Genomic DNA, 12991 nt, shown 5'->3' with positions numbered 1-12991 from the left:
AAATCCTTGGAGGTTTCCTCGCCTCGACCCCAATCGGTGCCGCGCGCCAGGATTCGTTCACTTCATTCCCGTACCGGCAATGCCTGTGGTGATGTATTTCTGCAGGAACAGGAAGACGACGGTGACCGGCAACAAGCTGAGGAACGTCATCGCCAGGATATAGTGCCACTGCACCGAGAACTCTCCCTGGAAGGCGTTGAGCCCGACCTGCAGGGTGAAATTCTCGCGGCTGTTGAGGACGATGAGCGGCCAGAGGAAATCGTTCCAACGCCAGAGCACGGAAAAGATCGCCAGCACGGCAAGCGCCGGCGCCGTCAGCGGCAGGATGATCCGCCAGAAGATGCAGAATTCGCTCGCCGCATCGACGCGTGCCGCCTCGATCAGTTCGTCCGGTATGGTCAGCATATATTGCCGCAGCAGGAAAACGGCCGTCGGCGAGGCGACGGTCGGCAGGATGACACCCCAGAGATTGTCGGCGAGCCCGACCCCGACAATGACGAGATAGGCCGGGACCATGACGACGGCGAGCGGGATCATCAGCGTCGAGATGATGATGACGAACACAGTCGTGTCACCGCGAAATTTGTATTTCGACAGCGCAAAGGCAGCCATGGCGTTGACAACAAGCGTCAGCAGCGTCGCAACCACGGTGACGAAGACCGAATTTTTCAGGAAGGTCAGGAAGTTGAAGCGCGTCAACGGATCGGTGTAGTTCTCGGTGGCAACGGTCAGATGCTGCACCGGCGTGATTCCCTTGACATCGACACCGATCGGTTGCCCCGGATTTGCAGGATCGACCATCTGCGCCTTGAGACCGATGCGCCGCACCATGGCCATTTCACGCTGCTGGCCATCAATCGTTACGTTCCAAAGGCTGAGAGGCTTGTCGAATCCGGGCACGGTCTGCTCCACGGCGGCCCGCGGAAGCAGCGACGGCGGAAAGCGGGTGATCTCGGCCGCCGGCTTCAGCGAGGAGAGGCCTGCCCAGACGACGGGAATGAGCACGGCGAGCGTTCCGCCGATCAGCCAGACCCATGACAAGATATCGGTGATATCGATGCGTCCGGCCCGGCGTGTGCGTGAGAGAAAACTGATCGGGTTCATCTCAGGACTCCATCCGCTTGCCGAGGCGCAGCTGTATGAGGGTGAGAACCAGAAGCACCAGCCCCATGAGAACCGAGGCGGCGGAGGCAAGCCCGAAGAGACGAAGATCGCTGCCGAAGGCCATCTGGTAGATATATTGGACGATGAAGCTGTTGGCCGTGCCCGGGCCGCCGCCATTGGTCAGAACCCAGGCTTCGTCAAAGATCTGCACCGACTTGATCATCAGAAGGATGAATACGACCAGCAGGTTCGGGGCAAGAAGTGGAAGCGTGATCCTGAACAGCGTGCGGCGCGGTGAAGCGGCATCGATGGACGCGGCTTCATAGAGATCTTTCGGGATCGCCTGGAGGCCGGCGAGCAGGATCAACGTGTAAAAGCCCATATGGAACCAGACCGACACGACCACGACAAAAAAGCGCGACCAGCCAACGTCGAGCAGGAAGATCTCGGGCGGAACACCAAGCATCTGAAAGAAGGCGTTCAGCAGGCCGTTGCGATCGAGGAACCACTTCCAGATCAGGCCGATGACGACGGGAGACAGCAGAACCGGATAGAAGAACATCGCTCGGAAGAAGCCACGCGCCAAGATCGCCCGATTGAGGATCAGCGCCGTGATCAACGCCACCAGCAATGTGGCGATGACGTTGAAGGCCACGAACCAAAGCGTGTTCCACACCGCCGTCCAGAACAGCGATTCCTGGCAGGTTCCGGGCTGCAGATAATTGCCGCAGGAAAGCAGGGTGCGGAAGTTGTCGAGACCGACGAACGGCCGGTCGGAGACGAAGAGATTGGTGCCGCCCGTGAAGGCGTAGCCAACGGCGATGGCGATGGGAAGGAAGGTGAAGATGGCGAACAGGATGAGGTTCGGCGCCAGGAATAGCCATGGCATCCGCTTGCGGCCGAACAGACGCTCGATCGCATTCATCGGCGCCTCGACCACCCTCATCGCCGTTTCGCCTGTCTGAGACAGCAACGTACCGGCCGTGAGCTCTGCCATATCAGCGCCTCCCCTGCCCGGACCGTCTGCCAAAGGCCAGGCCGCTTTCGGGATCGAACAGATGAACGCGGGCCGGATCGGCATCGATCATGATCCGGTCGCCGGAAACCGGCGCGAAATGGCCGGCTTCATGGATGATGATCTGATCGTCTTGCCCGGCGAGATTTCCATAGACATAGGTCTCGGTCCCGAGCCCTTCGTGATACTGCACGACGAATGGCAGGCCGCGCTCGCTGGAGCGGGTGAAATGCGCTGGCCGGATACCGGCAACAACCGACCGACCGACTGCAATGCCGGCTGGATCGACACTGCTGACGATTGTGCCGCCGTTGCCGACATCGACGACGACGCCGCTTTCGCCGACGCCCGAGACCTTGCCCTTGATGATGTTCATGCGCGGCGAACCGAGGAAGCCGGCGACGAAGAGATTGCGCGGATGATCGAAGAGCTCCAGCGGTGCGCCGACCTGCTCGATCCGACCGGCGCGTAAAACGACAATCTTGTCGGCCATGGTCATCGCCTCGACCTGATCGTGGGTAACGTAGATCATCGTCGTCTTGATGTCGCGGTGGAGCTTGGTGATCTCGGCCCGGGTCTGGACACGTAGCGCCGCGTCGAGGTTCGACAGTGGCTCGTCGAAGAGGAAGATGTCGGGCTCGCGCACGATCGCCCGGCCGATCGCCACGCGCTGGCGCTGGCCGCCCGAAAGCTGCTTCGGACGTCGGTCGAGATACGGTTCGATCGCCAGCATCCTGGCCGCCTCGGCAATGCGCGCCTCGATTTCGGCACGTTTGAACTTCAAATTTTCCAGGCCGAAAGCAAGATTCTTGCGTACGCTCATATGCGGATAGAGCGCATAGGACTGGAAGACCATCGCGATCTTGCGCTCGGCCGGCGACAGCGCGCTGACGTCGCGTCCACCGATCGCGATTGCGCCCGAAGTCACCTCCTCAAGGCCCGCGATGATGCGCAAAAGGGTTGACTTGCCGCACCCCGACGGACCGACGAAGACGACGAACTCGCCGTCCTTGATGTCGAGTTCGACGTCATGCAGGATTTTGACGGCGCCATACGACTTGTTGACGGTGGAAAGTTTCAGTTCTGCCATGCCCCACTCCCATCAGATGCCGCCGTTTCCATGACGACGTCGATTGCGTTCCAGCCTTGCGGCAGCGGTGCAGGCCTCGTAATCCGCACCTCGTTCATCAATATCCCGGCGACATCGGCCACGTAGACGGCCGGCATTCCGCCGGGATACTCCTGCAGGCCGATCACCCGTCCGTCCGAACCTCGGGTCCAGGCATTGGCACGCCCGCCGCCACCCGTCTTCGGCGCGAGGTCGGCATTCGTCGGGCGCAGATCGTAGGTCCGCCCGGTGCCAAGCTGCCCCGGCTGCTGATCGACGGTGATACGGGCCAGCGACACGTTCCGGATGCCTGACGGCGCCGCCGCAATGATGGTGATCGCGCCTTCCATCCGCCCGGTCACATCCTCGACGATCAGATTTTCGATGGCGCCCGCAGGGCGTTCGGCGATGCGATCGACGACATTGACGGTCAGCGCCTCCCCCGAACCCCAGAAACCATCCGGCGTTTCGCGGCACTCTACCGAAATTCTGGAAAACCTCACATTCGAGATCCGGCCGCCGTCGCGCGAGAATATGCCGAGCGCCCGGCTGGAAGCCGAGACGCTGCAATCCTCGAACAGGACATTGCTGACGTCGCCATGTGTTTCCGTGCCGATCTTCAGCGCGCAGCTCAGGCTCTGAACGGAGCAGCGGCGCACGAGAATGTTCTCGCACCGGCCGATGGCGACGCCTTGAGGACCGATGCTGGTTTTCAGGCAGATGCCGTCGTCGGCGGTCGAGATGTTGCAATCCTCGATGACGGCGCCGCGGCAGGCATCGAGCACGATGCCATCCGTATTGGGAAGGCGGCGGTCGTTCTCGATGGTGACGTCGCGGACGAGGACATCGGTGCAGTCGACGAAATGCAGTGTCCACATCGGCGAGCGGCTGACATGAATGGAACTGATCTCGACGTCGTCGCAGCCTTCGAAGACGACGACGCGGGGGCGGGATTCGGCGGGGATGAAGGTTCCCACAGTCTCATCGTCGCCAATGATGAAGCTCTCGCAGCCGGCTTCGATGCGCCCTTTCCCCGTCAGACTGATCCGCTGCGCATCCTTGGCGACGATCATGCCGCGATCCGATTTCTCGGCGATCACCGAAACCGTCGTATGCGCGTACGCGGCATAATCGGGAACCGGACGCAGGATCGCCCCGGCGGCAAGATGCAGATCGACGCCGGAGCGCAGCCGGAGCCCCCGGCAGAGGTGGATGCCCGCCAGGAGTTCCAGGCGTCCGCCGCCGGACGCCGAAAGACGGTCGATCTCCGCTTGCAGACCGTCGGTATTGTCACCGTCGAGCGCCTCGATCGCGACGAGGGAGGTGGCGCTCATTGGCGGCGGCCGCCTTCGATCAGGACTTCGGTCAGCAGCAGCATGGTCAGCGCCTGGCCGTAAGGCGTCGGCAGGTTCGGGATGCGCCGGTAGAAATCGAGGTCATGGCCCATCGGCGTGCCATCGGAAACGCCGTGGACGACGCCCTCGTCGTCGATCTGCGCCATCACGGCCTTGAGCGCGCGCTCCGCATGAACCCTGTCGCTCTCGTCGAGAATGCCGGCATCGATGGCGCGCAATATGCCATAGGCGATGCCTGCCGTGGCCGAGGTTTCGAGCGGCGAGGACGGATCATCCAGAAGCGTCGTGAACATGCCGTCCGGCCGCTGATAGACTTTCAGGGAGCGCACTTGGCTGACGAGGACGTTCGAGAGGTAACGCCGATCCTTCTCACTGAGCGTCGGCACGAGATCGAAGAGCTCGGGAATGGCAACAGTGATCCAGGCGTTGCCGCGCGCCCAGAAGGCACTGGCGAAGTTGTGCCGGCCGTTGAAGGTCCAGCCGTGATACCAGAGCCCGGTCACGGGATCGGAGAGATAGCGGGTGTGGATGACGAACTGATAGATGGCCTCGTCGACCCAGTCGTTGCGCTCGCAGAGCACGCCGGCGCGCGCGAGGAAGAGGCAGGCCATGAACAGCGTGTCGTCCCACAATTCGCCGTCGTTGAGGCGTTCCTTGACGACGTGCTGGAAGCCGCCCTCCTCGGTCTTCGGCAATTCCATGATCAGCCAGTCGGCCCAGTCCTCGACGAGGGCGCGGAAATCGGGGCGGTCGACATGCTCGACGAGGATTGCGAGCGGCAGCATCGGCGCCGTGCTGTTGATCTGGCGCGGCGGAAGGCCGCGTTCGATCTGTGCGCTGTACCAGGCGACGAGCTCCTCCAGCGCCTTATGGTCATTGGCGGAAATCGCGCGGCGCAGAAATCCATAAAGGCCAACGCCGACTTCCCAATCCCATTCGTCGAACTGGATGCCGGAGGCGGCATCGTCCGTCACGAGACCTTCCTTGATGCCCCGGAGCCGGCTGAAAGCCGTCGCCACGCGATCGATCGTCGTCAGGAGGGCGGCGTTGTCGACAGATGCTGTGTTCATGCTGAAGAACCTATGTTTTAGCAGTAGAACGGCCCGTCAGCGCCGGCTTGGCAAGCGGCGCTGTCGTGGGTGAGGATCGGGTGCGGCTGATCATGCGTGAACGCCCGGGGCTGACCGGCGATCGAAAAACCCTCCGCATAGGATAGAGCGATCGCCGGACCGCACGGCGGCGTCAGGGAAAGACGCCGAAGGGTCGGATCGAAGGACACCGCCGTCTGGCACAGGCGCTCGATGAAGCCCTTGAAAGCATCGTCATTGCCGGATGCGACGATGGCCGCCCAGCCGCAGAGCGATCCATGCGAGCGCGCCTCCCGGCCGGCCGTCGGCCCGTCGGTGATCAGCTCCAGGCCGTTCGAGGCCCAGAGGGCGGTAAATCCCCTGCCCGACCGGGCGATCAGCCATTTGTCCTCGACGATCAGATCGTCGAGACCGTCGCGGCCGATATAGGCGTGCGTCCAGGCATGCCGCGCATCACCCGTGTCCTCGATCAAAAGGGCGACGTCGCGATGCTGGGCGACACGCGGCAGGATGCCGTTGCCGGCCCAATAGGACGGTCGTTGGTTGCCCCACGGGTCGTCTTCGCCGGGATGGTTGACCCAGAGCCTCGCCATCGGATGGCCGGCGAGCCGGATATCGAGAACGTGCTGCTGATGCCCCTTCCGGCCGGTCTTGTGATCGACGACAGTCGAAAGCTGTGCGGCCTCGTTCTTGAAGAGCACGAGCTTGCCGCTCTCGAGCCCCTGGCTGTAGCGCGCCTCGACGCTTCTTCCGCGCGAAAGCGAAGCAAGCTCGGCGAGATCGGCCGGAGGCTCATAATCGCCGGCGCAGAACATGGTCAGCGCCGCGACGCCGTTGTTGAGCCAGCCCGTGCCGAAGGCGACCTGGGCGAAGGGCGCAAGCTCGGTCAGCGGGCCGGCGCGCAGTTCCTTGTCATAGGCGCGCCCCTGCGACCCCGCCGGAACGCCGGCAAGCGTATGAAGGGCGATCATGCGGAAGATGAGATCGATCTGGCCGCGAGCGCGGCCGGCGATCCCGCTCTCCGCCCAGCGCTCCAGTGCCAGCAGGCCGATGAAATCGATCGGGTAATAGGCGGCCGAGTTCCACTCCGCCAGGCCATGCGCTTCGACGCTGTCGAACCAGCGCCCGAGGCGCTCGGTGGCGAGCGCCGCCTGCTGACGGCCCGTGCGCCCCGAGGCCGAGAACATTTCGTCGGGCAGGAGAAGTCCGGCCAGAAGCTGGCTGGTATGGAAGCAGAGCACATGGTTCTCGCTCCAGAACCACATCGCGTCGTTGCCCGGCTCGTCGACCCAGTAGCGGTAGGAGAGAACGGAATGGCGGATGCGCTCGACCATCGCCTTGGGCATCCGGTCGCCATAGGCGCCAAGCAGCCACAAGAGCGGCACCATGATGAAATCCGAGCAATCCTCACGCTGATCGATGGAGGCGAGCGTCGCATCGACGATGCGGTCGAAGCTTTCCTGGTCGCCGTAGCCGGTTTCCATCATGGCGATCAGGCGGCCGGCGCGGTTGACGCCGAAGCGGGCGCTGTATTCCAGCGCCTGCCGCTTGCGGGCGGCAAGCGATGCCTCTGCCGGCGATGGCGAGATGCTGCTCATGAAGGCGGCATCGATGACGCGGGTGACCGAGCCCGTCCCGGAGCCGATCGTCATATGGATGCCGTGATAACCGTCGGCAATGGCGCAGACATCGTCGGCCGTCAGCCGGTTCTGGCCGGCGTGCAGGGTCAGCTTCGCATGGGCGAGAACCGGCCGCTCGTGACCATGGCCGACCACCTTGAGCTCCACCGGCAGGTCGCGCTCGGGCGCCGTATCGAAGATGATCTCCAGCGGCTCTTTGACGAAGACGTCGCGGGCCGGGCGCACGCCGCGCGAAAGCGCTTCCAGCTCCCGCACCTCGTCCTGATCCAGCGATACTGGCAGCAGCACGCAGAGCGGCTCCTCGTCCAGCATTTCGAGCTCGAAGAACCAAGTCGTGTCGCGCTCGGCAAGATCTTCGGTATGGACGAGAACCTCGTTGTCGCCCGCCTCGAGCTGCAGCCTTATCTCGGTTGCGCTCTCGATGTTACGCTTGAAAGGTTCGAAGCGCACCGCCTCCTGCCCGTTGACCCATATGCGAACGCCGCCGCAGGTCTTGAGCGCGAGATTGAGCGTGCGGGGCGCCTCCGTCCTGAAGGTGCCCTTCAGCCATTTCCTGACATGCGTCGGCACATGCCAGAAGCTGGTGAATTCGACGCGGCGGTTGGGGCCGGGAAGATTGAGGCTCTCGGTCTGCCAGGATGTGTCGGGCATAAGCTCGCGGCCGACCATGGTGGACCAGAAGGCCTTGCGGCACGGCAGGTCGCCGACATCGACAAAACCGTTGATGAAACGATAGTCGACGCGGTCTTCGGCGGGCGCGGGCTCGCCGGGAAAATAGCGCGCGATGAGGGCGGACACGGCCCACGCTGTTATCGTCTGCCTCTGGCCCACGCCATAGGCTGGCGCCATGTCGTCCGGCTGCTTGATGCTTTCCGTTTTCACAGATCGCCTCCTCCGCAATCCAATGAAAATATTTTCATCAGGTTATTTGGTGCGTGATTTTTGAAAATTGCTCAAGAACGCCGCTATTGCTGCAGGAAATAGCTTGACGAGATGAATGTCAAGTATATGAAATTGACTTATCGATGGCCAAGGCCGCGATTGATGAAAATGTTTTCATGGGAGGATGAAAATGAAAAACTATCTATCAGGGGCTTTCGCACTGGCGTTGACGACTGTTTCCCTCGCTTGGTCCAGCACTGCCATGGCGGAAACCAAGACGATCACCTTCTTATTCACCGACGACGATCAGGCTTACGTCGAGCGGATGGAAGCCCTGAGCAAGGAATTCGAAACGGCGCATCCCGACATCAAGGTCAACTTCGTCTCATCGGGCTATGATGCGGTCGCCAAGCAGTTGCCGGTACAACTTGCCGTCGGCGAGGGTCCCGACATCGCCAAGATCACCGATTGGCAGCTGGCGCCCTATTACCTCGACATGCGCCCGCTGATGAAGGATCCGGATGGCTTCGCCAAGCTGCACGGCGACAGCCTGAACACGCTTCGCTTCCCCGGCGTCAACGATCCGAACTCGATCAACGGCTATGTTGCGTCACAGACCTTCAACCTGCCCTTCGTCAACAAGACGCTCTTCGAGCAGGCCAAGGAACCGCTTCCCCAGCCGACCGCTACACTGAGGGACATTGTCGAAGCCTCCGCGCGCGTCGCCAAGGCCACGGGTGCGCAGATCCCCTTCACGATGGACCGCTCGGGCCATCGCTTCTCGGGCGCTGCCTTCTCCTACGGCTCGAACTACGTCAAGGACGGCAAGTTCTCGTTCCCCGACGATGCTGCCAAGCGCTACATCACCGACCTCTACAACTGGACGAAGGACGGCTCATTCCCCAAGGAAATGTGGGGTGCGGCCGGCGGAACCCAGTACAAGAACATGGGTGACGAGTTCGTCAACGGCAATGTCGTGACCTATCTTGCTGGCAACTGGATGGTCAATCCGTTCCAGAAGAAGATCGCCGACGCTTTCGACTGGACGGCGATCAGCGCGCCGTGCGGCGATGCCGGCTGCTATGCAATGCCGGGCGGCACCGCGATCGTCGGCTTCAAGCGCACCAAATATCCCGAAGCCGTGGCCGCGTTCATCGAGTTCCTCGGCTCTGAAAAGATCCAGCGTGAAATCGCCGAAAATTACGTCATCCTGACCGGCGCCGACATCAAGGATCCGCAATACAAGCTCGAGAGCAAGAACGCCAAGGAAGCCATGGCCGTCTTCCTTGCGGCCCGCGACAGTGCGCCGCAGGCCGCCCGCGACCTGGAACGCCTCAAGGGATCCGGGGCCATTTATCAGCTTATCGTCCAGCGGATGAGCCAGTTGATCGTCGGCGAGCTTTCCCTCGACGACACCTTCAAGGCCATGAGCGCCGACGTCGACAAGATCAACGGAGCGCTTGCCGCCAACAAGTAATCGGCCGCGCCTGTCTCCCACAGATTGCGCGCTGCATCAGCCACGGCCTCGCAGCGGGCCGTGGCTGATCGTTTTTGGCCCCTTTCTCACAGATCCGTTTCCGAGGATCGGCGGCAGCGTTATGTCAACTGCCGTCAACCCGGCTCCTCGCCGCCTTCGCTTCCTTCCAGCTTCTGGAGAAGCGCCTTCATGACCCGATGGGTGATTTCGATGTCGGTGATTTCGAGGCCCTCCGCGAGGCCGCTTGCCCATGGGGCCTGGAGGCGCATAGCGGCGTTGAAGGTCTCGCGGCCCTTCTCCGTCAGCACCACGAGTTGGGCGCGCCGGTGATGCGGATTGGCCGCGAAGGCGACAAGGCCCTCCTTCTCCAGATCGTTGACGATGCGCTGCACATTCTGGCGGTTCGCGCCCATGTCACGCGCGAGCCAAGCGACCGGCTGAGGGCGCGCCGACGCGCCGACCGTGCCGAGAACCTGCCAGCGCGCACTCGTCAGCCCAAGGCCGGCAACCAGCCTGTCGCCCGACGTCAGCATACGGTTGTTCAGCCGGAACAGGTCGAGAATGAGAATGGTCAATGCGGATCCAGCAGCTGTTCGCTCAGGTTTATCCATTTGTCACCATGCAATATATTTGACATCATAATGTCAATATCATATGTCTCGTTTATGTCGAATTGACATCACGCAACCATACAGAATGGAGTGTACCATGTCACGCATTCGCCCGATGGACCCTGCCTTCCCGATCGAGCGCCAGATCGCCATCGATGCGTTCCCGGTCGTACTCGTCAACCTGTTCACGCTCGACAAGGCCGATGAAAAGGCATTCCTCGAAAACTGGCAGGACGACGCAACCTTCATGAAGAAGCAGCCGGGCTTCATCTCCACCCAGCTGCATCGCGCATTGGGCGAGAACCCGACCTATCTCAATTACGCCGTCTGGGAATCGAACGAACATTTCCGCGAGGCCTTCACCCATCCCGAGTTCCGGGCCAAGATTTCGGCCTATCCCTCCTCGGCGATCGCCTCGCCGCACCTCTTTCAGAAGGTTGCGGTGCCAGGCATCTGCGTGGCTTAGCCGAAAGAGCCAGGAATTCGGGCCCGTGAAGGAAGGTAGACGCGGCTCCCGCCGGCTTGCCGGCGGGAGCGGTTGGATGTTTGCATCAGCAGGACATCAGGACGCCAATGCGTAGTATCGCTGCTCCGACCCCCTGCCGCTGCCGGTCTTGAAGCGGCGCAGCAGTTCGGCGAGGCTTTCGGTTTCCTGGGTCAGGCTCTGGGCGGCGGCCGTGGTCTGTTCGACCATCGCGGCGTTCTGCTGTGTCACCTTGTCCATCTGGTCGCCGGCGGCCGAGACTTCGCGCAGACTCGTCGCCTGCTCGCGGGCGGCAACCGCGATTTCAGCAACGGTCTCATTCATCGAAGAGACCTGCTCGACGATCTGCTCCAAGGAGACGCCGGATTCGCCGACCAGCTCGACACCCGTCTTGACCTGCGCCGAGGAGGTGGAGATCAGTTCCTTGATCTCCCTTGCCGCATTGGCCGAGCGCTGGGCAAGCTCGCGGACTTCCTGGGCGACGACGGCAAAGCCCTTGCCGGCTTCACCGGCTCGAGCCGCCTCGACACCGGCATTCAGTGCAAGCAGGTTGGTCTGGAAGGCGATCTCATCGATGACGCTGATGATGTTGCCGATCTTCGACGACGAATTCTGGATTTCCGTCATTGCGGCGATGGCGCGGGAGACGATCTCGCCGCCCTTTTCCGCATTGGTGCGGGCCGTCGCCACGACAGCCTGGGCGCGGCTTGCACCCTCGGCCGTCCCGTTGACGCCCCGCGTCACGTCGCCAAGCGCCGCGACGGTTTCTTCCAGCGACGCAGCCTGCTGCTCGGTGCGGCGGGCAAGATCGTTCGAGGCGGTGGAGATTTCCGCAAGGCCGGAGCGGATCGTCGTAACCGCGCTGATGACGGAATCGACCGCCTCCTCGAGGCTTGCGACCGAATTGTTGAAGTGATCGCGGATTCTGACGTAGCGGGCGTCCACTTCGCCGACGCGGACGGAGAGGTCGCCTTTCGAGAGCGCGTCGAGACCAAGCGAAATCTGTCGGAAGGCATGTTCCATCACCTGCGCGTCGGAAAGCCGCTCGGCCTCCTGGCGCAGCCGCTCTTCTTCGGCCGCCAGGCGGGCGCGCTCGGCATTGGCCTCGGCGATCAGCTTGGCGCGACCCGTTTCCTGGAACACCTTCAGCGAACGCGCCATGGCGCCCAGTTCATGGCGGTGCTCGACGCCTGTGATGACGATAACGTCGTCGCCGCGGGCGAGCTGTTCCATGGATTGCGCCATGCCCCGGACAGCCGAGGAAATCAGCCGGCCGACGAAATAGGAGAGCACGAGGCCGATGACGATCAGCAGGCCGCTGATGACGAGCGTCGTGCTGGTCGCCGAGGCAACCGTTGCTTCGACCGAGCCATCAAGGTTCTTCTGCGCGCCGGTCACCGTCGCCTGCAGATCCTTGAATTCGCCTGCGATCTTCGGCGCCAAAACGTTGAGCTGCGTCTGGCGGATATTGCCGGAGGCCTGCAGCACCTCCTTCATGTCGCCGAGGCGCGCGGTGTAATTCTGCATGAGCTGGCCGGCGCCCATCAGGCGCTTCTTCTGCAGCTCGTTCTTGGCAGCCTTGGCAGCGGCGTCGTTCAACGCCACTGCCTGGGCAAGTGCTGCCTGCGCCGTGTCATAGGCGGCGAAGTCATCGGAGTGAACGAAGCGCTCGGAGAAATAGAGACTGCGGTTCAGGGCCTCCAGCGTTTCCGCTGTCATGTGCAGCAGGGCAACGTCGGTCTGGCGCCAGGCGCTGCGCATGACGTCGTTGAGCGCGATGCTGGTCCAGGGGCCGAATTCGGTGACCTTGGAGATCAGCAGGTCGCGCCGGGCCTGAAGGGTGACAATCTGTTCGAAGGCCTTTTCGTAGGCAGCGATATCCTGGCGGATCATCGCAAGGCCGGACTGCAGCTCCTTGTTGCCGGCAAAACGCGGGTCATCCGCCTCGAAGGCCTTCACGCCGGCGCGGAAACCATCGACGACGGCCTGCGTCGGCGTCGAGCGGAAGGCTTCGGCCGACAACTGGATCTCGTGCAGCTGGTCGCTGTAATCCGAGATGGCGAGGCTCTGGCCTGCCGTGGCGCGATAGGAGGCGAAGATGGCGGCAAGCCCGTTCATGCCGGAGATCGCGCTGACCGTGAGCAGGCTCATCAGCAGGATCAAAGGCACGAAGCCCGCCGTGATCTGCGCGCGAATGCCGAATTTATTCCAGAAATGCAACATTATA

General features: G+C 62.4%; 10 protein-coding genes. 2 read left to right on the top strand and 8 right to left on the bottom strand.

The annotated features are described in order from the left end of the window. Positions 1 to 57 precede the first annotated feature (57 nt). From HJC04_RS25130 to HJC04_RS25105, 6 genes are read right to left on the bottom strand one after another with little or no spacing between them, the layout of a single operon-like run. Positions 58 to 1104: a carbohydrate ABC transporter permease gene (locus HJC04_RS25130; protein WP_210631817.1), complete on the bottom strand. Its 1047-nt coding sequence runs from the start codon at positions 1102 to 1104 to the stop codon at positions 58 to 60. 1 nt (position 1105) lies between these two features. Next, on the bottom strand, positions 1106 to 2101 hold the full coding sequence (locus tag HJC04_RS25125; RefSeq protein WP_210631816.1) for a carbohydrate ABC transporter permease: 996 nt from the start codon (positions 2099 to 2101) through the stop codon (positions 1106 to 1108). 1 nt (position 2102) lies between these two features. Further along, positions 2103 to 3209: an ABC transporter ATP-binding protein gene (locus HJC04_RS25120; protein ID WP_221147376.1), complete on the bottom strand. Its 1107-nt coding sequence runs from the start codon at positions 3207 to 3209 to the stop codon at positions 2103 to 2105. Further along, positions 3197 to 4561 (bottom strand): glycoside hydrolase family 28 protein, encoded by a 1365-nt coding sequence (locus tag HJC04_RS25115; RefSeq protein WP_221147375.1) that lies wholly within the window; start codon positions 4559 to 4561, stop codon positions 3197 to 3199. Before HJC04_RS25115 ends, HJC04_RS25120 begins: the two co-directional genes overlap by 13 nt. Next, positions 4558 to 5652, bottom strand: a complete 1095-nt coding sequence (locus HJC04_RS25110; protein ID WP_221147374.1) for a glycoside hydrolase family 105 protein — start codon at positions 5650 to 5652, stop codon at positions 4558 to 4560. The genes HJC04_RS25115 and HJC04_RS25110 overlap by 4 nt, the downstream gene beginning before the upstream one ends. Positions 5653 to 5669: 17 nt before the next feature. After that, a complete protein-coding gene (locus HJC04_RS25105) occupies positions 5670 to 8192 on the bottom strand; it encodes a hypothetical protein (RefSeq protein ID WP_221147373.1) in 2523 nt (840 codons plus the stop codon). A gap of 190 nt (positions 8193 to 8382) precedes the next feature. On the opposite strand from HJC04_RS25105, the gene HJC04_RS25100 reads away from it, so the two are divergent. After that, positions 8383 to 9669, top strand: a complete 1287-nt coding sequence (locus HJC04_RS25100) for an ABC transporter substrate-binding protein (protein ID WP_210631811.1) — start codon at positions 8383 to 8385, stop codon at positions 9667 to 9669. 134 nt (positions 9670 to 9803) lie between these two features. Here HJC04_RS25100 and HJC04_RS25095 read toward each other — a convergent pair whose 3' ends face one another. After that, the gene (locus HJC04_RS25095; RefSeq protein WP_221147372.1) at positions 9804 to 10280 is read right to left on the bottom strand and encodes a MarR family winged helix-turn-helix transcriptional regulator; all 477 of its coding nucleotides are present in this window, start codon (positions 10278 to 10280) and stop codon (positions 9804 to 9806) included. A gap of 97 nt (positions 10281 to 10377) precedes the next feature. On the opposite strand from HJC04_RS25095, the gene HJC04_RS25090 reads away from it, so the two are divergent. Further along, the gene (locus tag HJC04_RS25090) at positions 10378 to 10746 is read left to right on the top strand and encodes an antibiotic biosynthesis monooxygenase (RefSeq protein ID WP_259668942.1); all 369 of its coding nucleotides are present in this window, start codon (positions 10378 to 10380) and stop codon (positions 10744 to 10746) included. A gap of 96 nt (positions 10747 to 10842) precedes the next feature. Here HJC04_RS25090 and HJC04_RS25085 read toward each other — a convergent pair whose 3' ends face one another. Further along, positions 10843 to 12987: a methyl-accepting chemotaxis protein gene (locus HJC04_RS25085; RefSeq protein WP_221123431.1), complete on the bottom strand. Its 2145-nt coding sequence runs from the start codon at positions 12985 to 12987 to the stop codon at positions 10843 to 10845. Between the last annotated feature and the right edge of the window lie 4 nt (positions 12988 to 12991).

Source organism: Rhizobium sp. NLR8a (assembly GCF_019685235.1).
GTDB lineage: Bacteria > Pseudomonadota > Alphaproteobacteria > Rhizobiales > Rhizobiaceae > Rhizobium.
The sequence above is the reverse complement of the archived record's forward strand: the minus strand, read 5'-3'. Positions and strand labels throughout refer to the sequence as shown.